Genomic DNA, 19,919 nt, shown 5'->3' on the forward strand with positions numbered 1-19,919 from the left:
AATTCAGCTCCCCGGGCTTCCCATGACTGACGCTTCCGGCCCTATCGAGCGGCCAGGCCAGCCGGCCCTGGACCGGCTGGCCTTCGAGCGCCTGACCGTCGCCCATCGTCGCGCGCTGAAGCTCCATTGCTATCGGATGATGGGCTCGCTCAACGAGGCGGACGATCTCGTCCAGGAGACGTTCCTAAAGGCGTGGGGCGCGCGGGCGCAATTCGGCGGACGCGGCTCGGCGCGCGGTTGGCTCTACTCGATCGCCACCAACAGCTGCCTCAACGCCATCAAGGCGCGCTCGTCGGCGCGGCGCATTCTCGAGCTGCCCGGGCGGCCGGCCTCCGCAGGAAAAGCGACCGGCGGACCCGCCGCCGAACTCGCCTGGCTGGAGCCATATCCGGACCCGGAGCTGCCCGACATAGCCGACGACAGACCCGGTCCGGATGCGCGCTATGAGGCCCACGAGGCGGTGCGGCTGGCTTTCGTGGCGGCAATCCAGCTGTTGCCGCCGAGGCAGCGCGCGGCCTTGCTGCTTTGCGATGTGCTCGGATGGTCCGCCATCGAGACCGCGCAATTGCTGGGCGGGTCGACCGCCTCGATCAACAGCGCCTTGCAGCGGGCCCGCGCGACGCTGGGCGAACGCTACCCGCAGGGGCGCCCGCCGCAGCGGTCGCGGCCCAACGCGAACGAAGGCGTGCTGCTCGAACGCTACATGCAGGCTTGGCAGGCCGACAATCTCGACGGACTCGTCGAGCTGCTGCGCGAGGACGCCATCTACCACATGCCGCCATGGCGGGAATGGTATCATGGACGCCCGGCGATCGGCGCTTTCCTGGGCAGCGTCTGGGGCAATTTTGCCGGCTATCGCGCGGTGGCCATCGGCGCCAACACCCAGCCGGCCGTGGGCGTCTACGCGCTCGGCCGCCAGGATTCCGTGTGGCAGCCGCATTCGCTGCATGTCCTCGAAGCCGCCGGCGACAAGATCGCCTCACTGACGATCTATGTCCCGCCGCTCGGCCCTGCCCTGTTCGCGGCCTTTGGCCTGCCGCCGGAACCTCGCGGTTAGTTCAGATCTTCTTCCACTCCGCCGCCCGCCGGCGCCATGAGCAGGATGGCGGCGCCCAAGAGGGCGGCAATCAGCGAGCCGGCGAGGATGCCGACCTTCACCGCGTCCTGCAGCGCCGGGTCGCCGGCGAAGGCAAGCAGGCCGATGAACAGGCTCATGGTGAAGCCGATGCCGCAAAGCAGCGAAATGCCCAGCATGTGCAGCCAGCCGGCATTGGTCGGCAGGTCGGCGAGGCCGAAGCGGATCGCCAGCGCCGACGAGCCGAAGACGCCGACCAGCTTGCCGAGCACAAGGCCGGCGGCGACGCCCAGCGTCAGCGGCTCGACAAGGGCTGCAAGGCTCAGGCCGCCGAGCGAGACGCCGGCATTGGCGAAGCCGAAGATCGGGATGACGAGAAACGGCACAAGCTTGTGCAGGCCGTGTTCCAGCCTATGCAGTGGCGAATGTTCTGTTTCGTGGCCGATACCGGGCGAACGCTCCAGCGGGATGGTGAGCGCCAGGGCGACGCCGGCCAGCGTGGCATGCACGCCCGATTTCAGCACCAGCACCCACAAGACGACGCCAAGCAGGAGATACGGCCACAGCTTCATGGCCTGCATGCGGTTGAGCACGACGAGCAAGGCGATGACGATTAAGGAGGCGGCCAGATAAGCGAGCGACAGGCCGCTGGTGTAGAACAGCGCGATGATGATGACGGCGCCGAGATCGTCGATGATGGCCAGAGCGGTGAGGAAGACCTTCAGCGACGCGGGCACGCGGCTGCCGAGCAGCGAAAGCACGCCGAGCGCGAAGGCGATGTCGGTGGCGGTGGGGATCGCCCAACCGGAGAGCGCTGCCGCATTGTCGCGGTTGATCAAGACATAGACCAGCGCCGGCACCGCCATGCCGCCGGCGGCGGCGATGCCGGGCAGCACGCGGCGCGGCCAGGTCGAGAGCTGTCCGTCCAGCATCTCGCGCTTGATCTCGAGCCCAACCAGCAGGAAGAACACCGCCATCAGCCCGTCATTGATCCAATGCGATACGCTGAGCGGCCCGAGATAGGCGTGCAGGGCGGCGAAATAAGTTTCGGCCAAAGGCGAGTTGGCGACGATCAGCGCAAGGGCTGCGGCCACCATCAGGATGATACCGCCGGCGGCCTCGCCGTCGAGGAATTCACGCAGGATCGATTTCGGCCGTTGATCTCGCATGGTCCCTCCGCCCGTCACCCCGACCTGACGGCCGGAACCTATAACGTATGATGCGCAGCCCGGCTGGCGAAGCAAGCGTTCGAGTTCACATTGACAGATCGCCTGCTTCGGCAGTTGGCCGAAACGCCCGTCGCTTCGTCATCCACGGGCGAAGCAAGGAGCGAAGCGACGCGGCGCAGACCCGAGGATCCATTCCGTTACATCGGAGCGGTGCCAACGGTGCAGAATTCCGCTCCGCTGCGTTCTGCGGCCGGGGTCACGGAATGGATCCCAGGGTCTTCGCGACGGAGCTTCGCTCCTGCTTCGCCCGAGGATGACGACACTTCGTTTAACGCGGCGCGCGCTTTGCCAGTATCCGCTGCAAGGTCCGGCGATGCATGTTCAACCGGCGCGCCGTCTCGGAGACGTTGCGGTCGCACATTTCGTAGACGCGCTGGATGTGCTCCCAGCGCACGCGGTCGGCCGACATCGGGTTTTCCGGGGGCGCGGCGCGCTCGCCGGAGGTGCGGGTAAGCGCGGCGAACACGTCGTCGGCGTCGGCCGGCTTGGACAGGTAGTCGATGGCGCCGAGCTTCACCGCCGTCACCGCCGTGGCAATGTTGCCATAGCCGGTCAGGATGATGGCGCGGGCGTCGTTGCGCTTTTCGCGGATGACCGCCACGACATCGAGGCCGTTGCCGTCGCCCAGGCGCATGTCGACCACGGCATAGGCCGGCGGATGAGCGCGCGCCTTGGCGACCGCCTCTTCCACGCTCTCCGCCGTCTCGACCACAAAACCCCGGGTCTCCATGGCCCGGGCAAGCCGGGTGAGGAACGGCTTGTCGTCCTCGACGATGAGCAAGGAGGTGTCCTCCCCCTCGACCATTGCGCCCGCCGTTTCGTCTCCGTTCATCTTATCGACATCCTACCGATCCAAAGCGCGCCGCGCCGAGACCCATTCTGGCGAAGGCCCTTCAAATCCTTGTTTCCGGGCATGTCGACTTCCTGAAATCGCTGCACAGTTTTGGGCGACATGCCTCACTTTTACGCAGATACAGTCCTGCAAGAGCAATGTCCAATTTTTAGAGCCGGCAACAGAGCTGCCATGCGGTAAATGCAAGGTTTACGCTATCCAGCCAAGGTTCAGGCATTGTCGAACATTGTGGCCGAGGCCTGGTCCTGGTTGAGGAAGACGCCGCGCGGCCAGGCGATCTGCACCACCGCGCCCTCGCCCAGCCCACTCGAATTGCGGAAATCGATGGTGGCGCCCGACCGTTCCAGCAAGGTCTTGGCAATAAACAGCCCCAGCCCCAGGCCGCCGCCGGCCTCGGTGCCCTGGCGCGTCGACACATAGGGCTCGCCGATGCGGTCGATGATCTCGGCCGGAAAGCCCGGCCCGTCATCGGTGATCGAGAAGATGACCTTCTCATTGTCCCAGCTCCAGCTGACCGTGACCGACTTGCGGGCGAAATCGACGGCATTCTCGACCAGGTTGCCGAGCCCGTAGATGACGCCGGGGCTGCGCTGGCCGACCGGCTCGGGGCCGATGCGCTCGCCGGGCCGCAGCCGGATCGAGATCCCGAAGTCGCGATGCGGCGCCGTCACCTCCTCGACCAGCGAGGTGAGCGGCATGCGCGACAGGTGCGCTTCGCCTTCCGAGGAAAGGCTGGTCAGCCGCTTCAGGATCTCGCGGCAGCGCTCGCTCTGCGAGCGCAGGAGCTTCACGTCCTCGCCGTATTTCGGGTCCTTGCCGAGCGCCTTTTCCATCTCCTTGGCGACGACGGTGATGGTGGCCAAGGGCGTGCCGAGCTCGTGCGCGGCCGCAGCCGCCAGACCGTCCAGAGCCGACAGATGCTGCTCGCGCTGCAGCACGAGCTCGGTGGCGGCCAGCGCGTTAGCGAGCAGGCGCGCTTCCGCCGCTACGCGGAAGGCATAGATGGCGGTGAACGCGATCGAGGCGAAGACGGCCATCCACATGCCGGCGACATAGATGAACGGCATCGGCAGAGGCGCGTGCTCGTACCAGGGCAGCGGCAGGTGGAAGAACACCAGCAGCGTGGCGGCTATCATGATCAGCGCGCCCAGCACCGCGGTCATGCGCAGCGGCAGCGAAGCGGCCGAGATGACGACCGGCACGGAAAGCAGCACGCAAAACGGATTGGTGAGGCCGCCGGTCATGTAGAGCAGGCCGGTGAGCTGGACGCCGTCGAAGGTGAGGATCGCGAAGGCCGAAAGCGGGGTCAGCCGATGCGCCGCCGGATAGCGGAAGGTGAGCCACAGGTTCATCCAGGCCGAGCAGGCAATCAGCGCAAAGCACATCGACACCGGCAGCGGGAATTTCAGGCCATAGGCGACGACCAGCACGGTCAGGCTCTGGCCGACGATGGCCAGCCAGCGCAGACGGATCAGCGTGTTGAGCCGCAACCGCTGGCTTTGCTGGGTATCGGGCGCGCGCAGGATATTGATCATCGACTTACGATTATAACCGCGGGAGGGTAAGCGCTAGTAGCCCCATAAGAGCGACTTGACCGGTTGGCAGCCGGTATTTCATCGTTTCTCGGCCCATTGGCCGAGCTTCGCGCCTTCGTCATCCACGGGCGGAGCGACGCGAAGCGGAGCGCAGACCCGAGTATCCGTTCCGTTACCTTGACCATGGAATGCGGCGGAGCAGAATTCTGAACCGTCGCAACGCTTTGAAAGCACGGAATGGATCCTCGGGTCTGCGCGCGTCGCTTCGCTCCTTGCTCCGCCCGTGGATGACGACGTGATGAGCGTTTGCGCCAATCGCAAAGGTATGCGGTTCACTGCCGTGAGCCTGCCACTACGTCCCACGCGGTTTGGCGCGGCTGGTGGCGGCGGCCAGCAGCGGATTTTCCGGCCAGACATGCTTTGGATAGCGGCCGCGCATGTCGGCACGCACATCCGCCCAGGAGCCACGCCAGAAGCCGGGAAGATCGCGCGTCGTCTGGATCGGGCGGTGTGCCGGCGACAGCAATTCGAGCGTCAGCGGAACGGTTCCGTTTGCGATCGCCGGATGACGGTCGAGGCCGAACAGTTCCTGCACGCGGATCGAAAGCACCGGCCACTCGCCGTCATAGCGGATCGGCACGTGACTGCCGGACGGCGCCTCGAAATGGGTCGGCGCCAATGCGTCGATCTTGCGCTGCAGGTCGTGCGGGACCAGCGCCATGAGCGCCGACGACAAAGTCGCCGGCTTGATGGCTGCGAAAGAGGCATCTCCGGACAGAAACGGCAGGAGCCAATCGTCGAGGCCCTCGATAAGCGCTTCGTCCGAAACGTCGGGCCAAGGCGCCCCCAGGCCGCGGTGCAGCCAGCCGAGCCGCTGGCGCAGCGCCTCCGCTTCCTTGCCCCAGTCGAGCAGCGACAGGCCGTGCTCTCTCAAGGCGTCGAGAATGGCGCGGTCTGCATCGGCGCCGGACGGCGCGGGCAGCATCCGCTCGGAAAGCGTGATGGCGCCGAGACGCGCGGTCTCTCGCGCGCGCACGGCGCGGCGCTCGCGGTCGAAACTCGTCTCACGCTTTGTCTCGATGCGGTCGGCCAGGGCGGCGCGGATATCGGATTCGCCGACCGGCGCGGCGGCGGTGATGCGGGCGTTCTGCGCCTTGCCCTGCAGGTCGGCGACCACAAGCCAGGTTTCATTGGCGAGCGGATCGGCGGCATCGACCATGGCGCCCGAACCATTGGCGAGCACGAAGCGGCCGCGCTCGCCGCGCGCCCTTGCCACGCGATCCGGCCAGGCATGAATGAGGAGCGAGCCGGCGCTGGCCGTCTCGCCGCCCTGCCCGCCGCCGGCCTGCCTGGCCAAACGCTCGGCGAGCTGCCTGGCGGCGTTGGCGCGAGGGGATTTCTCGCCGCGAAACCGGATCAGGCGCCGCTCCAGATCGGCGCTGTCGCCGCCCAGCCCACGCTCGGTCAAGAGCACGGCAAGCGTCGCCGCTTCCCGTGCACGGCCCGTCTTTGCCGCTTCGGCCACCATATGCGCCAGGCGCACCGGCAGCGCCAGCTTGCGCATGGCGGCGCCCGCCTCGGTCAATCTGCCGGCATCGTCGATGGCATGCAGCGCCTTGAGCAGCACCCTCGCCTCGTTGAGAGCGGGCGCCGGCGGCGGATCGAGGAACGAAAGGCTCGACGGATCGGCGACACCGAAGGCGGCGCAGTCCAGCAGCAGTCCAGACAGGTCGGCCTCGAGGATTTCGGGCGGCGTGAAGGCGGGAAGCGACGTGGTCTGCTCGGCCCGCCACAGGCGCACCGCCACGCCGGCTTGAGTGCGGCCGGCGCGGCCGGCGCGCTGGTCGGCCGATGCCTTGCTGACGCGCACGGTTTCCAGGCGGGTCAGACCGCTTGCCGGCTCATAGCGCGGCAGCCGCGACAGGCCGGAATCGATGACGACGCGCACGCCGTCGATGGTGATCGAGGTCTCGGCGATCGAGGTCGCCAGCACCACCTTGCGACGGCCGGCCGGCGCGGGCCTGATCGCCGCGTCCTGCGTCCTGTTGTCGAGCTGGCCATAGAGCGGAACGATGTCGGTGTCGCCGGCGACGTTGCCCGCGAGCCGCTCGGCGGTGCGCTCGATCTCGCGCTGTCCGGGCAGGAAGGCAAGCACGCTGCCCGGCTCGCCGGCCAAAGCCGCGCGCACGGCCCTGGCCATGGCGTCCTCGATCGCCGTGCCTGCCGGCCGCTCGTCGTAGCGGATCTCGACCGGATAGGCGCGGCCCTCGCTTTCGATCACCGGCGCCTCCGACAAAAGCTTCGCCACGCGCGCGCCGTCGAGCGTCGCCGACATGACCAGCAGACGCAGGTCCGGCCGCAGCGCACCCTGCACGTCGAGCGCCAGCGCCAGGCCGAAATCACCGTCGAGCGAACGCTCGTGGAATTCGTCGAAGATCACCGCCGAGACGCCGGGCAGCTCCGGATCGTCGAGGATCATGCGCGAGAGCACGCCTTCGGTGACGACCAGGATCTTTGTCCGCGCCGAGGTGCGGTTCTCCATGCGCATGGCGTAGCCCACCGTGCCGCCGGGCTCCTCGCCCAGCAATTCGGCCATGCGGCGGGCGGCGGCGCGGGCGGCGAGCCGCCGCGGCTCGAGCAGCACGATCCGGCCCTTACCGAGCCAAGGCGCGTCGAGCAGCGCCAGCGGCACCAGCGTCGTCTTGCCGGCGCCGGGCGGCGCCACCAGCACGACGCTGCTGCGCCGCGCGAGCGCTTCGCCGAGCGCCGGCAGCACGGCTGTGACCGGAAGGTCCGGCAAGGGTTTCGTCGTCATTTTGCTCGCATATCAGCGGTCGCGGTCGCCGTGCAACGTGTCGGGCCCATGCGGCTCAAAGCCGCGCACGCGTAAACGGGTTCCAGCGCACTGTGCCAAGCCGCACTTCCTCGCGCACCATGGTGAGGAGGCCTGAGGCGCCGACGACGGCAAGGCCGGCCAGCGTCATCGCGTCGGGATATTCCCTGAAGAACATCGCGCCAAGGATAACGGCCCAGACGATCTGCGAATAATGCGTCGGGGCGATGCGATTGGCCGGGGCATATTTGGCCGCCAGGAGATGCAGCAATTGGCCGCCGGCGGTGAACAGACCGCCCAGGACCAGCCAGCCCAGTTGCCACAGATTGGGAAGCGTAAATGACGTCGCGACCGCGCCGACCCCGTTGAAGAGCAGACCATAGCCGATCAGCGAGCCCAACATGGTCGTGCGCTTTTCCTGCTGGGCAAGCGAGCGCATCAGGATGACGATGGTTGCCGCGACGAAGGCGTTGGCGAAGGCGGCGAGATGGCCAAGATGCAATTCGCGGAAACCCGGCCGCACCACCAGCATGACACCGGCGAAGCCGGCGACCACGGCAAGCCACCGCCAGGGGCCGACCTCCTCCTTCAGGATGACGGTCGAAAGCACGGTGACGAGCAACGGGGCCAGGAAGAGCAGCGCGTAAACCTCCGCCAGCGGAATGGTGGTGAAGGCATAGACGCTGAGCACGCCCGAGGCGATGCCGGCCCAGGCGCGTGCCTGTACGGCCCAGGGCCGCCCGGTGCGCCAGAAATCGCGCCAGCGCTCCTCCTTCGGCCGGGTGAAGAAGAGGAAACAGCCGGCAAACAAGGTCATGAAGAAGCCGATCTCGAAGACGGTGAACTGCCCGCCCAGACCCTTGATGACGGCGTCGCTGAACGAATAGTTTGCATAAGCGAGAAGAGCGAGCAGGATTCCGTTCGGCACGATTCCATTTCCGGGAGAGAGACGTGAAGGTACTGGCGCTGGGGGCACATCCCGACGATATCGAGATTTTCATGTTCGGTACGCTGGCCGCCTATGCCGCGCAAGGCGCAGAACTGACTTTCGCCATAGCCACCGACGGCGCCAGAGGTGGCACAGGCGACCCGGCAGGGCTTGCCCGCTTGCGGCGCAAGGAAGCGGCCAAGGCGGCGGGTCTGCTCGGCGTCGAGCCGCGCTTCCTCGACTTTCCCGACGGGGAGCTGGTCGCCGATGCCGCGTTCATTTCGGCGCTGAAAGCGCTGATCGGCGAGGTGGGGCCCGACCTCGCCATCACGCATGCGCCCTCCGATTATCACGGCGACCACCGCGCCTTGTCCGACGGCGTGCGGCTCGCCGCATCCTTCGCGGTGCCGGTGCTGCATGCCGACACGCTCGGCGGCACCGGTTTTTCGCCGACCCATTATGTCGAAATCTCGCATCATTGGGACATCAAGGCGAAAGCGATCCTCGCGCACCAGTCGCAGGGTCCGGAGCACTATGTGCACAGGGCGCGCCTCCAGAACGAGTTTCGCGCCGGACAGTGCAACGGCGCACCCGGCGCGCTGGCCGAGGCTTTCCGCTTCGAGCCGACCTTCCCCTTCGCCGACATACGTGCGCTCCTGCCGCCGGCTCCGCCGATCCGGCCGGTGTGACGACAGGTCCGGGCCCCGCCAACGCGGCCAGCTGACGTCAGCAGGACCCAGATCCGGCGATCATTTCCCAATGATTTCAATGACGCATTTCGCCATGCTGCGGCGCAGCAACGAATTCGCTTGCGTTGTTTAGTAAAAAGCGCATCACTAAACAAATTACTAAACATCGGGCGGCGCATTCGCCGCCGTGTTTGGGCCCCTCGGAGGAGCGAGGGTTGAGGGCTCTTGAAACCGTCATCCGGACGCGTTTCGCAAATGGGAGGTAAGGCATGAAATCGACCTTGAAACTGGCGTTGGGACTGGCCTCGGCGATCTTTGCGTCGACAGCCGTCTCGAACGTCGCGCATGCGGAAGACCTGACGCTGTGCTGGGCGGCCTGGGATCCGGCCAACGCGCTCGTGGAACTGTCCAAGGACTTCACCAAGGAAACCGGCATCGGCATGAAATTCGAGTTCGTGCCATGGACCAATTACGCCGACCGCTTCCTCAACGAGCTCAACTCGCACGGCAAGCTCTGCGACCTGATCATCGGTGACAGCCAGTGGATCGGCGGCGCCGCCGAGAACGGCCATTACGTCAAGCTGAATGACTTCTTCGACAAGGAGAAGATCAGCATGGACGACTTCGTGCCGGCGACCGTGGTCGGCTATTCGGAATGGCCGAAGAACACGCCGAACTACTGGGCGCTGCCGGCCATGGGCGACGTCGTCGGCTGGACCTATCGCAAGGATTGGTTCTCGCGGCCCGAGCTGCAGAAGGAATTCAAGGAGAAGTATGGCTGGGACCTCGCCCCGCCGACCACCTTCGACCAGCTGAAGCAGATCGCCGAATTCTTCCAGAAGCGGCAGATCGACGGCAAGACCGTCTACGGCGCCTCGATCTACACCGAGCGCGGCTCGGAAGGCATCACCATGGGCGCCATGGACGTGCTCTACAGCTACGGCTTCCAATATGAGAACCCGAAGAAGCCCTACGAGATGGAAGGCTTCGTCAACTCCGAGAAATCGGTGAAGGGGCTGGAATTCTACAAGGCGCTCTATGACTGCTGCACGCCGCCCGGCGCTTCCAACAGCTACATGGGCGAAGGTGTCGACGCCTTCAAATCCGGCCAGGTGGCGATGCACATGAACTTCGCCTTCACCTGGCCCGGCCTGCAGAAGGACGAGAATGTCGGCGGCGACAAGATCGGCTACTTCGTCAATCCGAAGGGTCCCGACGGCGACCAGTTCGCGCAGCTCGGCGGCCAGGGCATTTCGGTGGTTTCCTATTCCGACAAGCAGGAATCGGCGCTGAAATACATCAAGTGGTTCGCCAACAAGGACGTGCAGGCCAAATGGTGGTCACTCGGCGGCTATTCCTGCCTGAACTCGGTGGTCAAGGATCCGAAATTCCCGTCCAGCCAGCCTTATGCGCAAGCCTTCCTCGACTCCATGGCGATCGTGAAGGACTTCTGGGCGGAACCCAGCTACGCGCCGCTGCTGCAGGCCTCGCAGAAGCGCTTCCATGACTATGTCGTGGCGGGCCAGGGCTCAGCCAAGGACGCGCTGGACGGCCTGGTCAAGGACTGGACGCAGGTCTTCCAGGACGACGGCAAGATGTAAGCTCCTCCCGAGCTTGATCCACGCGTCCCGTGCCGCCCTTGGCACGGGACGCAGTTCAGATAAATTCCACAGTCGAGACTTACCCGTGACCGAAGCAGGACTTACCATGCTCGATCGGACTGCGGACAACGTTGCCCGGGCAACACCGGAACCGTTGGCCAAGAAGATCCGGGGCATCAGCGACAAGGGCCTCGCCTGGCTGTTCATCTCGCCGACGATCCTTTTGCTGTTGGCCATCAACATCTTCCCGCTGTTCTGGGCGATCTATCTCTCCTTCACCAATTTCCGCGCCAACCGGCCGAACGAGGTGGTGAAGAATCTGGGGCTCGCCAATTACCGGCGCATCCTCGGCGATCAGGACATCTGGATCGCCATGCAGACGACGGCGCATTTCGTGTTCTGGACGATCCTTCTGCAGACGGTGATCGGCTTCACGCTGGCCTGGCTGATCGACCGAAAATTCCGCGGCCACGCCTTCTGGACCACCATCATCCTGGTGCCGATGATGCTGTCGCCGGCGGTGGTCGGCAATTTCTGGCGCTTCCTCTACGAGCCGCAGATCGGGCTGTTTTCCTATGTCGTCTCATTCGTCACCGGCATTCCGCCGACGAATGTGCAGATGCTGTCCAATGTCGAGCTGGCGCCGTGGGCGATCATCATAGTCGACACCTGGATGTGGACGCCTTACGTGATGCTGATCTGCCTCGCCGGCCTGCGCTCGATCCCCGAATACATCTATGAGGCGGCCGAGGTCGACCGCGCCTCCAACTGGCGGCAATTCTGGTCGATCACGCTGCCGATGGCCCTGCCCTTCATCATGCTGGCGGTGCTGTTTCGCGGCATCGAGAACTTCAAGATGTTCGACATGGTCAACCTGCTCACCGGCGGCGGACCCGGCTCGACCACGGAGGTCGCCTCGATCACGCTGAAGCGGCAGGCCTTCGAGAGCTGGCGCACCGGTTATTCCTCGGCCTTCGCCATCATCCTGTTCGTGGCCGTGTTCGGCCTCGCCAACATCTACGTCAAGGCGCTCAACAAGGTGAAGCAGAGATGAGCCTGACCACCGCCCATTCCGTCGTAGCACCCTCGTCGAACGCGAAGCTGATCGCCGGCACGATCATCATAGCCTATGCGCTGATCTCGATCGTGCCGCTGCTGTGGATCTTCGCCACCAGCTTCAAGACGCCGCCGGATTCGATCGCCTATCCGCCCAAGATCGTCTTCCAGCCGAGCATCGAAGGCTATTGCAACCTCTTCACGACCCGCACAAGGCAGACGCCGGAATATATCAATTCGCTCGGACCGGCGACCGGCTTCTGCGACGAGACCGTGCGCAAGCGCAACATGGTCATTGCCGGCCCGTCGAACTTCCTGCCGCGCTTCGTCAACTCGCTGATCATCGCCTTCGGCTCGACCTTCTGCGCGGTGTTCCTCGGCACGCTCTCGGCCTATGGCTTCTCGCGCTTCAAGGTGCCTTTGGCCGACGACCTTCTGTTCTTCATCCTGTCGACGCGCTTCATGCCGCCGATCGCGGTGGCGATCCCGATCTACCTGATGTACCGCGAGCTCGGCCTCTCCGACACCGCACTCGGCATGATCCTGCTCTACACCGCGGTCAACGTCTCTTTGGCCGTGTGGCTGCTCAAGGGCTTCATCGACGAGATCCCGCGCGAGTATGAAGAGGCCGCGATGATCGACGGCTACACCAGGCTGCAGGCCTTCTGGCGCACCGTGCTGCCGCAGGCAACGACCGGCATCGCCGCGACCGCCATCTTCTGCCTGATCTTTGCCTGGAACGAATACGCGTTCGCAGCGCTGCTCACTTCCGGCACGGCGCAGACTGCGCCGCCCTTCATCCCGACCATCATCGGCGAGGGCGGCCAGGACTGGCCGGCGGTTGCCGCCGGTACGACCATCTTCCTGGTGCCGATCCTCGTCTTCACCATCCTGCTCCGCAAGCAGCTCTTGCGCGGCATCACCTTCGGCGCGGTGCGCAAATGACTAGTGTGGGAATAAGTCGACCCCCACTCCGTCGAGCTTCGCTCGACACCTCTCCCCCGATCGACGGGGTAGAGGAAGGGCGCGAACTTCATTCAGCCAGGCTCCCTTCCTCTCCCTCCGGAGGGGGGAGAGGTGGCGCTGCGAAGCAGCGACGGAGTGGGGGAACCACCTGGCAACCATCTCTCCCCTTGAACGAGAAGGAAGGGAGGAACGCATGAACCGCTCTGTTGCCTCCAAGCGCTCCTCTTGGCCCGTCTGGGCAAGGCGCGGCCTGATGGAAAACATCGCGACCGCGATCATCGCGATCGGCTTCCTGATGCTGTTCCAGCCCTTCGCGCTGTCGCTCTATACCTATTCCTTCATCACCATGCTTGCCGGCACGGTGATGTTCATCATCGTCTCGAAATTCCCGGAATAACGATGGCCGAGATCCGTGTTCAGAATCTGAGGAAGGCCTTCGGCGCATTCGTCGCCGTGCAGGATTCCAATTTCGTCGTCGAGGACGGCGAGTTCTTCGTCATGCTCGGACCGTCCGGCTGCGGCAAGACGACGACGCTGCGGATGATCGCCGGTCTCGAGTTGCCGACCGGCGGCAAGATCCTGCTCGGCGGCGAGGACGTCACCATGCGCCGGGCGCGCGAGCGCGACATCGCCTTCGTCTTCCAGCTCTTCGCGCTCTACCCGCACATGAATGTGCGCAAAAATATCGGCTTCCCGCTGCTCGCGCAGGGCATGCCCTCGGCCGAAATCCGAAGCCGCGTCGAGGAGACAGCAAAGCTGCTGCGCATCGACCATCTGCTCGACAAGTCCGTTTCCGGCCTTGCCGGCGGCGACCGCCAGCGCGTCGCGCTCGGCCGCGCCATCGTGCGGCGGCCGAAATGTTTTCTCATGGACGAGCCGCTCGGCACCCTCGATACCGAGTTCCGCGATCTGATGGTGCATGAGCTGCGCGAGCTGCACAACCGCATCCATGCCACGACGGTCTATGTCACGCACGACCAGATGGAAGCGATGTCGATGGCCGACAAGATAGCGGTGATGAACCATGGCGTCATCGAGCAGTTCGGCACGCCGCGCGAAATCTACGACCGGCCGGCAACCATGTTTGTCGCCGATTTCATCGGCTCGCCGCCGATGAATTTCCTGAAATTCGGCGGCGGGCTTGCCAGGGGCGCGAAGGAGATCGTCGTGCAGGGCGCCAAGGTCGCGGTGCCGGAGGTACGCGAGGATGTGGCACCCGCCGACATGGCGCTCGGCATCCGGCCCGAGCACATCCGCTTCGACGATGACTCGAAGCTGCGCGGCGCGATCTACGGCACCGAATATCTCGGCACCACGCAGATCGTCGCCGTCGAGACGGCCGACGGCATCATCAAGGCGCGCGTGCCGGCGGGCATCCATCTCAGCCCCGGCGAACAGGTCGGGCTGGCGCTGAACGGTGCGAGGCTGTCGCTGTTCGAGAAGGGTTCCGGCCGCGCGGTCAGGACCGCCATGCATGATCAGGCAGCGGAGGCGCGCCATGGCTGACGTTCACATCCAGGGCGTGACCAAGAGCTTTGGCGACACCGTCGCGATCGACGATCTCGACCTCACGATCAAGGACGGCGAATTCGTCGTGCTGCTCGGGCCGACCGGCGCCGGCAAGACGACGACGCTGAGGCTGATCGCCGGACTGGAACGGCCGGACAGCGGCACGATCCACATCGGCGGCCACGACGCGACGACGCTGTCGCCGGCCGAACGCGACACCGCCTTCGTCTTCCAGCAATATTCGCTCTATCCGCATCTTTCGGTGTTCGACAATCTCGCCTTCCCGCTGCGCTCGCCGGCGCGGCGGTTTCCGGAAGAGGCTGTGCGGCGACGCGTCGAGGACGTGGCGCGCATGGTGCGCATCGACCACAAGCTGGACAACCGCTCGACAAGACTGTCGGGCGGCGAGATGCAGCGCGTCGCCATCGGCCGCGCCTTGGTGAGGAAGCCCGCGATCTACCTGATGGACGAGCCGCTGTCCTCGCTGGACGCCAAGCTGCGCGCCGATCTCAGGCTCGAGCTGAAGCGCATCCAGTCCGAGCTCGGCGCCACCATGCTCTATGTCACGCACGACCAGATCGAGGCGATGACCATGGCTGACCGCATCGGCATCCTCGCCGATGGCATGCTGGTGCAGATCGGCACCCCGCGCGCGATCTATTCTGAGCCGGCAAATCTTCATGTCGCGGCGCGCCTCGGCCAGCCGGCTATCAACCTTCTGCCGGCCGGACTGCTGCCTGACGGCGGCGCGCCGACCGGAACGATGACGATCGGCGCGCGCACCGAGCATCTCGCGATCGAGAAGGCGATGAACGGCCATGCCGACGGGGTCGTCGACTGGGTCGAGCATTTGGGCGACCAGAACCACCTGCATGTGACGGTTGGGCCGAAGAAGCTGGTGACGCTCACCGATCCGGACACGCCTTTAGCCAAAGGGGATAAGGTGACGATCCGCTACCTGGCGCCGCTCTATTTCGGCTCGGACGGGCAAAGATTGATGTAGCCGGCTCGCGCGACAAATTTGCACACCGATTGACGACCGCAGATACGGACGGGACGAAATCCATGAAGCACTTTTTCAACCGCAAGGACACGATCGTCACCGAGGCGCTGGACGGCTTCCTCGCCACGGCGGGATCGGGCGCGCTGGCCCGCCTCGACGGCTATCCCGAGATCAAGGTCGTGCTGCGTGCCGAGTGGGACAAGACGAAGGTGGCGATCGTTTCGGGCGGCGGCGCGGGGCATGAACCCTCGCATGCCGGCTTCGTCGGCGCCGGGATGCTGACGGCGGCCGTCTCCGGCGAGATCTTCGCTTCGCCGAGCGTCGAGGCGGTGCTGGCGGCGATCCGCGCGACGACGGGACCGGCCGGCTGCCTGCTGATCGTCAAGAACTACACCGGCGACCGGCTCAATTTCGGACTGGCGGCGGAAAAGGCGCGCGCCGAGGGCCTTGCGGTCGAGATGGTGATCGTCGCCGACGACATCGCGCTTCCGGACATCGCGCAGCCGCGCGGCGTTGCCGGCACGCTGTTCGTGCACAAGATCGCCGGTCATCTGTCCGAAGCCGGTCACGACCTGGCGTCGGTTGCCGCAGCGGCGCGGGCGGCGGCAACTGATATCATCTCGCTCGGCATCTCGCTTTCCTCCTGCTCAATTCCCGGACAGGCGCATGAGGAGCGCTTCGGCGCGAATGATGGCGAGCTCGGCCTCGGCATTCATGGCGAGCCGGGCGTCGAGCGCATCGCGCTGCAGAGCGCCAGCGCGTTCGTCGCTGTCATGGCCGAGCGCCTCGCCGCGCAGCTCGATCCCGGCAGCCATTATGCCTTGCTGATCAACAATCTCGGCTCGGTGCCGCCGCTCGAAATGTCCTTGATCGCCAATGCGGTGCTCGCCTCACCGCTGGCGAAGGCCGTGGCGCTGACCGTCGGCCCCGGTCATCTGATGACGGCGCTCAACATGAACGGCTTCTCGCTGTCGCTGCTCAAGCTCGACGCGGAGCGCGAGGCGGCACTGCTGGCGCCCGTCGGCCCGCATGCCTGGCTGCCGGCAAAACCGGTTCGTCAGCCGGTCGTTATCGCGATGGCCAAGCGCGCCACCGGCGCAGCCACGAAGCCCGCCAGCCGCGATGCGGCCGCCGAGCGGCTGATCAAAGCCGTCTGCCAGAAGCTGATCGCGCTCGAAGAGCCGCTCAACGCGCTCGACGCCAAGGCGGGCGACGGCGACACCGGCTCGACCGTGGCGATGGGCGCGCGCAGCATTCTCGAGCGCATCGAGATGCTGCCGCTCGCCGACAAGGCCGCGACATTTGCCGCAATCGGCGATACGTTGGGCACCTCGATGGGCGGCTCCAGCGGCGTGCTGTTGTCGATCTTCTTCACCGCCGCCGCACAGACTTTGCGTTTCGGCGCAACTTTACCCAAGGCGCTGCTCGCCGGGCTCGACCGCATGACTTTCTACGGTGGCGCCAAGGCCGGCGACCGCACGATGGTCGATGCGCTGGAGCCGGCACTGCGGGCGCTTGATGCAAGCGGGCTGGAAGCGGCGGCAGAAGCGGCGCGGCAAGGCGCCGAGGCAACCGCGGCGATGCAGAAGGCGAAGGCCGGGCGTTCCGCCTATATCGGCAGGCAGCTTGACACAGCGGATCCCGGCGCCTTCGCGGTCGCCGAGATTTTCGCCGCCGTGGCGGCGCTGTTCGCCCCGGCATGAAGGACAGGAAATGGCGCCAGCCGATTTCTCCCGATTGATCGCGGCGGCCGCCGACACGATCGCAGCGCATGCCGAGGAGTTGACCGCGCTCGACCAGGCGATCGGCGACGGCGATCATGGGCTGAACATGAAGCGCGGCTTCGAGGCGGTGCGCGCCGAGGCTGACGCCTTCGCGGCAAAACCGCTGCCCGAGGCGCTGAAGGCGGTCGGCACCAAGCTGGTGATGACCGTGGGCGGCGCTTCCGGGCCTCTCTTCGGCACGCTGTTCATGGCGCTCGGCAAGGAATTGCCGGGAGCACCCGATCGAAGTGGCTTATCCGCGGCACTGGGCAAGGCGATCGAGGCGGTTGCCGCGCGCGGCAAATCGCAGCCGGGACAAAAAACCATGCTCGATGTGCTGGCGCCGGTGTATGAGGCATTGGCGCAAGGCAAGACGGCAAGCGAGATCGCCGACGCCGCCGACAAGGCCGCAGAGGCCACGGTGCCAATGAAGGCCCTGCGCGGGCGCGCCTCCTTCCTGGGAGAACGCTCGATCGGGCATATGGACGCGGGAGCGCGCTCGACCGCGCTCCTGGTGCGCGCAGTCGCCGAAACTGTCGAGGGCATTTGATGAGCAATGTCGGTATCGTCATCGTGTCGCATTCGCCCCTGGTCGCCGAGGGCACGGCCGACATGGTGCGCCAGATGGTGGGCGACGAAGTGCCGCTTGCATGGTGCGGCGGAAACGGCCATGGCGGCCTCGGCACCAGCGTCGAGGCGATCATGGACGCGATCGACAAGGCCTGGTCGGAAGCGGGTGTCGCCATACTGGTCGATCTCGGTGGCGCCGAGACCAACTCGGAGATGGCGGTCGAAATGATCGGCGAGCCGCGCTCCCACAGAATAGTCGTCTGCAACGCGCCGATCGTCGAGGGCGCGGTGATGGCGGCAACCGAATCCTCCGGCGGCGCCTCGCTCAAGGAAGTGGTGGCGACGGCGCATGAATTGTCGCCGTCGTGAACGAACGGGAACCGACTGAATGTCCGCATCCGCCGAAGCAACGGTCCTGATCACCCACGCGGTGGGGCTGCATGCGCGCCCTTCGGTGAAGTTCACCAAGCTTGCCAAGTCGTTCGCGGCCGAGGTGGAAGTGGCAGTGGCGGCAAACGGTCCTTGGTTCGACGCCAAGAGCATCGTCAAGGTGATGGCTGCCAAGGCGCCGAAAGGGACCATGCTGCACATCCGCGCCAAGGGCGACGGCGCGACCCAGGCGGTAAAGGCGCTGGTCGATCTGGTGCAGCGTGACTTCGACGAGGACGCGGATCATGCCCGGTCCGCTTGAGACCGATCTGAATGTCGCCAGGCCCGCAGGGAATGCGAGCCATGCGGGTTGAGGGTATCCCCGCCTCTCCCGGCTACGCCGAAGGCCCGCTGTTCGACCTCGACCAGCCTCCGGCCAGCTACAAGGCCAAGGCGAGCGCCGAGGAAGAACAAGCGGCATTGGTGAGCGCAATCGGCAAGGCCGTCGGCCGGCTGGCGGCGTTGATCGAAACCGCCACTGGCGACGCCGCCGGCATTCTCGAATTCCACATCGCCATGCTGGAGGACGACGCGCTGAGCGGTCCGGCCTTTTCGGCGATCGGTTCCGGACAGCCGGCGGACGCCGCCTGGCGCGCGGCGCTGGACAGCGAGATCGCCGGCTATGAAGCGTCGGACCAGGACTATTTCCGTGCCCGCGCCGCGGATTTGCGCGACATCCGCGACCAGGTGCTGCGGGCGTTGAGCGAGGACAGCGAGGCCGCGACGCCCCCGGGCGCGATCCTTTATGGCGACGACATCGCGCCGACGCGCTTCCTCGAAACCGACTGGAGCAAGGGCGGCGGCATCGCGCTCAAGCGCGGCAGCACCGCCAGCCATGTCGCTATGCTGGCGCGTTCGCGCGGCGTGCCGATGGTCGTCGGTCTCGGCGACGAGGCTGAAACGCCCACCGGTGTCGCGCTGCTCGATGCCGAACGCGGCGGAATCATCTTTTCGCCTTCGCCGGCCGAGATCGAAACCTTCCGGCGGTCCGCCTCCACCTTCGCCGACCGCCAGGGCGCTGCGCGGACGTTCCTGACGGAGCCGGCGGTGACCAAGGCCGGCACCTCCGTGCGCGTCCAGGTCAACATCGCCTACCCTTCCGATGTCGACGGCATCGAAATCGAAAGCTGCGACGGCGTCGGCCTGATGCGCACGGAGTTCCTGTTCGGCAAGACGTTGCCGGACGAGGAGACGCAATACCGTGCGTATCGCAAGGTGCTGGAATGGGCAGGCGACAAGCCGGTGACCATCCGCACCGTCGACGCCGGCGGCGACAAGCCGGTGCCGGGTTTCACCGTCGAGGAAGCCAACCCGTTTCTCGGCCTGCGCGGCATAAGGCTTTCGCTCAAGCGGCGCGACATTTTTCGCGTGCAGATACGGGCATTGCTGCGCGCCGCCATCCACGGCAATCTGAAGGTGATGTTCCCGATGATCGCCACGCCCGAGGAGTACAGCCAAGCCGCCGCGCTGTTCGCGGAAGAACAAGCCGTGCTTGCCGCGCAGGGCGTCGCGCACCGGCTTCCGCCACTCGGCATCATGGTCGAGGTGCCGTCCGTCGCGCTGACGCCGGAGGGTTTCGCCGATGTCGCCTTCTTCTCGATCGGCTCCAACGACCTGACGCAATATGTGATGGCGGCGGCGCGGGACAATGCGGCGGTCGCGCATCTCAACGCCGTCCGCAACCCGGCGGTGCTGCGGCTGATCGCTGCGATCACGGCCTTCGGACGGGAGAGAGATATTCCGGTCAGCCTATGCGGCGATGCCGGCGGCGATCCGGCAGCCATCCCGGCCCTGCTCGAGGCGGGTTTGCGCGACCTGTCGGTCGCCCCTGCGCAACTCGCCATGGCCAAGGCGGCCATCGCGGACATTCCAGTGTAGAC

18 protein-coding genes are annotated in these 19,919 nt (G+C 65.8%); 13 read left to right on the plus strand and 5 right to left on the minus strand.

Annotated features, from left to right (window positions below; translation table 11 throughout):
- Window positions 1-22: 22 nt before the first annotated feature.
- Window positions 23-1,057, plus strand: a complete 1,035-nt coding sequence (locus tag LB535_RS04680; protein ID WP_224631342.1) for an RNA polymerase subunit sigma-70 — start codon at window positions 23-25, stop codon at window positions 1,055-1,057.
- Here LB535_RS04680 and nhaA read toward each other — a convergent pair.
- The 5 genes from nhaA to LB535_RS04705 form a co-directional block, all read right to left on the minus strand.
- Window positions 1,054-2,244 (minus strand): Na+/H+ antiporter NhaA, encoded by a 1,191-nt coding sequence (nhaA, locus tag LB535_RS04685; RefSeq protein WP_224631343.1) that lies wholly within the window; start codon window positions 2,242-2,244, stop codon window positions 1,054-1,056. The genes LB535_RS04680 and nhaA overlap by 4 nt on opposite strands.
- 328 nt (window positions 2,245-2,572) lie before the next feature.
- Window positions 2,573-3,136, minus strand: a complete 564-nt coding sequence (locus tag LB535_RS04690; protein ID WP_224631344.1) for an ActR/PrrA/RegA family redox response regulator transcription factor — start codon at window positions 3,134-3,136, stop codon at window positions 2,573-2,575.
- A gap of 230 nt (window positions 3,137-3,366) precedes the next feature.
- A complete protein-coding gene (locus tag LB535_RS04695; RefSeq protein WP_140546717.1) occupies window positions 3,367-4,692 on the minus strand; it encodes an ActS/PrrB/RegB family redox-sensitive histidine kinase in 1,326 nt (441 codons plus the stop codon).
- 352 nt (window positions 4,693-5,044) lie between these two features.
- The gene (gene hrpB, locus LB535_RS04700; RefSeq protein ID WP_224631345.1) at window positions 5,045-7,507 is read right to left on the minus strand and encodes an ATP-dependent helicase HrpB; all 2,463 of its coding nucleotides are present in this window, start codon (window positions 7,505-7,507) and stop codon (window positions 5,045-5,047) included.
- 55 nt (window positions 7,508-7,562) lie between these two features.
- Window positions 7,563-8,453, minus strand: coding sequence for a DMT family transporter (locus LB535_RS04705; protein WP_224631346.1), 891 nt, complete (start codon window positions 8,451-8,453; stop codon window positions 7,563-7,565).
- A gap of 23 nt (window positions 8,454-8,476) precedes the next feature.
- Here LB535_RS04705 and LB535_RS04710 point away from each other — a divergent pair, with 23 nt between their 5' ends.
- The 12 genes from LB535_RS04710 to ptsP all read left to right on the plus strand — a co-directional run bounded on the left by LB535_RS04710 (window position 8,477) and on the right by ptsP (window position 19,917).
- On the plus strand, window positions 8,477-9,142 hold the full coding sequence (locus LB535_RS04710) for a PIG-L deacetylase family protein (RefSeq protein ID WP_224631347.1): 666 nt from the start codon (window positions 8,477-8,479) through the stop codon (window positions 9,140-9,142).
- Window positions 9,143-9,411: 269 nt separating this feature from the next.
- Window positions 9,412-10,743 carry an ABC transporter substrate-binding protein gene (locus LB535_RS04715; protein ID WP_041001246.1) on the plus strand — a complete coding sequence of 444 codons (1,332 nt, stop codon included), beginning with the start codon at window positions 9,412-9,414 and terminating at the stop codon, window positions 10,741-10,743.
- Window positions 10,744-10,849: 106 nt separating this feature from the next.
- Window positions 10,850-11,797 carry a carbohydrate ABC transporter permease gene (locus LB535_RS04720; RefSeq protein ID WP_140846721.1) on the plus strand — a complete coding sequence of 316 codons (948 nt, stop codon included), beginning with the start codon at window positions 10,850-10,852 and terminating at the stop codon, window positions 11,795-11,797.
- Window positions 11,794-12,744, plus strand: coding sequence for a carbohydrate ABC transporter permease (locus tag LB535_RS04725; protein ID WP_041001244.1), 951 nt, complete (start codon window positions 11,794-11,796; stop codon window positions 12,742-12,744). Before LB535_RS04720 ends, LB535_RS04725 begins: the two co-directional genes overlap by 4 nt.
- A gap of 214 nt (window positions 12,745-12,958) precedes the next feature.
- Window positions 12,959-13,162 (plus strand): hypothetical protein, encoded by a 204-nt coding sequence (locus tag LB535_RS04730; RefSeq protein ID WP_095766129.1) that lies wholly within the window; start codon window positions 12,959-12,961, stop codon window positions 13,160-13,162.
- A 2-nt stretch (window positions 13,163-13,164) separates the two neighbouring features.
- A complete protein-coding gene (locus LB535_RS04735) occupies window positions 13,165-14,271 on the plus strand; it encodes an ABC transporter ATP-binding protein (protein WP_224631348.1) in 1,107 nt (368 codons plus the stop codon).
- On the plus strand, window positions 14,264-15,277 hold the full coding sequence (locus tag LB535_RS04740; protein ID WP_224631349.1) for an ABC transporter ATP-binding protein: 1,014 nt from the start codon (window positions 14,264-14,266) through the stop codon (window positions 15,275-15,277). The genes LB535_RS04735 and LB535_RS04740 overlap by 8 nt, the downstream gene beginning before the upstream one ends.
- 62 nt (window positions 15,278-15,339) lie before the next feature.
- Window positions 15,340-16,980, plus strand: a complete 1,641-nt coding sequence (locus LB535_RS04745) for a dihydroxyacetone kinase subunit DhaK (RefSeq protein WP_224631350.1) — start codon at window positions 15,340-15,342, stop codon at window positions 16,978-16,980.
- Between the two features lie 10 nt (window positions 16,981-16,990).
- Window positions 16,991-17,590 carry a dihydroxyacetone kinase subunit DhaL gene (gene dhaL, locus LB535_RS04750; RefSeq protein WP_224631351.1) on the plus strand — a complete coding sequence of 200 codons (600 nt, stop codon included), beginning with the start codon at window positions 16,991-16,993 and terminating at the stop codon, window positions 17,588-17,590.
- Window positions 17,590-17,979, plus strand: a complete 390-nt coding sequence (gene dhaM, locus LB535_RS04755) for a dihydroxyacetone kinase phosphoryl donor subunit DhaM (protein ID WP_140650393.1) — start codon at window positions 17,590-17,592, stop codon at window positions 17,977-17,979. Before dhaL ends, dhaM begins: the two co-directional genes overlap by 1 nt.
- A gap of 19 nt (window positions 17,980-17,998) precedes the next feature.
- The gene (locus LB535_RS04760) at window positions 17,999-18,301 is read left to right on the plus strand and encodes an HPr family phosphocarrier protein (RefSeq protein ID WP_095766133.1); all 303 of its coding nucleotides are present in this window, start codon (window positions 17,999-18,001) and stop codon (window positions 18,299-18,301) included.
- Between the two features lie 41 nt (window positions 18,302-18,342).
- Window positions 18,343-19,917: a phosphoenolpyruvate--protein phosphotransferase gene (ptsP, locus tag LB535_RS04765; protein WP_224631352.1), complete on the plus strand. Its 1,575-nt coding sequence runs from the start codon at window positions 18,343-18,345 to the stop codon at window positions 19,915-19,917.
- The last annotated feature ends 2 nt before the right edge of the window (window positions 19,918-19,919 follow it).

Source organism: Mesorhizobium sp. CA10 (genome assembly GCF_020165285.1).
In the GTDB taxonomy this organism is placed as follows: domain Bacteria; phylum Pseudomonadota; class Alphaproteobacteria; order Rhizobiales; family Rhizobiaceae; genus Mesorhizobium.

What these genes read in the sequence shown, in the direction of transcription:
- LB535_RS04760 (WP_095766133.1), top strand. Translation starts at nt 17,999, where the DNA reads ATGTCCGCATCCGCCGAAGCAACGGTCCTGATCACCCACGCGGTGGGG.
- ptsP (WP_224631352.1), top strand. Translation starts at nt 18,343, where the DNA reads ATGCGGGTTGAGGGTATCCCCGCCTCTCCCGGCTACGCCGAAGGCCCG.
- hrpB (WP_224631345.1), bottom strand. Translation starts at nt 7,507, where the DNA reads ATGACGACGAAACCCTTGCCGGACCTTCCGGTCACAGCCGTGCTGCCG.
- LB535_RS04720 (WP_140846721.1), top strand. Translation starts at nt 10,850, where the DNA reads ATGCTCGATCGGACTGCGGACAACGTTGCCCGGGCAACACCGGAACCG.
- LB535_RS04740 (WP_224631349.1), top strand. Translation starts at nt 14,264, where the DNA reads ATGGCTGACGTTCACATCCAGGGCGTGACCAAGAGCTTTGGCGACACC.
- LB535_RS04745 (WP_224631350.1), top strand. Translation starts at nt 15,340, where the DNA reads ATGAAGCACTTTTTCAACCGCAAGGACACGATCGTCACCGAGGCGCTG.
- LB535_RS04730 (WP_095766129.1), top strand. Translation starts at nt 12,959, where the DNA reads ATGAACCGCTCTGTTGCCTCCAAGCGCTCCTCTTGGCCCGTCTGGGCA.
- LB535_RS04715 (WP_041001246.1), top strand. Translation starts at nt 9,412, where the DNA reads ATGAAATCGACCTTGAAACTGGCGTTGGGACTGGCCTCGGCGATCTTT.
- LB535_RS04680 (WP_224631342.1), top strand. Translation starts at nt 23, where the DNA reads ATGACTGACGCTTCCGGCCCTATCGAGCGGCCAGGCCAGCCGGCCCTG.
- dhaL (WP_224631351.1), top strand. Translation starts at nt 16,991, where the DNA reads ATGGCGCCAGCCGATTTCTCCCGATTGATCGCGGCGGCCGCCGACACG.
- LB535_RS04695 (WP_140546717.1), bottom strand. Translation starts at nt 4,692, where the DNA reads ATGATCAATATCCTGCGCGCGCCCGATACCCAGCAAAGCCAGCGGTTG.
- LB535_RS04735 (WP_224631348.1), top strand. Translation starts at nt 13,165, where the DNA reads ATGGCCGAGATCCGTGTTCAGAATCTGAGGAAGGCCTTCGGCGCATTC.
- nhaA (WP_224631343.1), bottom strand. Translation starts at nt 2,244, where the DNA reads ATGCGAGATCAACGGCCGAAATCGATCCTGCGTGAATTCCTCGACGGC.
- LB535_RS04690 (WP_224631344.1), bottom strand. Translation starts at nt 3,136, where the DNA reads ATGAACGGAGACGAAACGGCGGGCGCAATGGTCGAGGGGGAGGACACC.
- dhaM (WP_140650393.1), top strand. Translation starts at nt 17,590, where the DNA reads ATGAGCAATGTCGGTATCGTCATCGTGTCGCATTCGCCCCTGGTCGCC.
- LB535_RS04725 (WP_041001244.1), top strand. Translation starts at nt 11,794, where the DNA reads ATGAGCCTGACCACCGCCCATTCCGTCGTAGCACCCTCGTCGAACGCG.